Origin of the sequence: Streptomyces sichuanensis, assembly GCF_020328095.1 — a bacterium.
GTDB classification, from domain to species: domain Bacteria; phylum Actinomycetota; class Actinomycetes; order Streptomycetales; family Streptomycetaceae; genus Streptomyces; species Streptomyces cinnamoneus.
Window position 1 is genome coordinate 1 of the sequence record NZ_JAIXMK010000282.1, and the last position, 542, is coordinate 542.

Annotated in this window: 1 protein-coding gene; it reads left to right on the plus strand. The window is 73.4% G+C overall.

The features are described from left to right. Positions 1-542, plus strand: a 542-nt coding sequence (locus tag LE181_RS31965; protein WP_225665113.1) for a polyketide synthase dehydratase domain-containing protein, incomplete at both ends; no start/stop codon positions are given.

The following is a 542-nucleotide window of genomic DNA, read 5'->3' on the forward strand; positions in this document are numbered from 1 at the left end:
CACGTCCACGGCACCACTCCGGACTGGCAGGGACTCTTCTCCGGCGCACGCACGGTCGACCTGCCCACCTACGCCTTCCAGCACGAGCGGTACTGGCTGGATGTGCCCGAGGAACCGGTCGGCGGTGCTGCCGCCACCGGGCTCGGGCTGGGGGCGGCCGTGCATCCGCTGGCGGGTGCGACGGTCGCGCTGCCGGGCAGCGGCGGATTCCTCGTCACCGGGCGGCTCTCGCTCACGACCCACCCCTGGCTCGCCGACCACATGGTCATGGGCAGCGTGCTGCTGCCGGGGACCGCGCTCGTGGAGCTGGCGGTGTGCGCGGGCGAGGAGGCCGGTTGTGCACGGATCGACGACCTGACCCTGGAAGCGCCGCTGATCGTCCCGGAGCACGGCGGTGTCGCCGTGCAGGTGTGGGTCGGGGCCGAAGAGGAACCGGGCAGGCGAGCCCTGACCGTTCACTCGCGGCTGGAGGACGCTGCGGACGACGAACCGTGGGTCCGGCATGCGGTGGGCGCGCTGACGGACGAGCTGCCCGGGGCGTC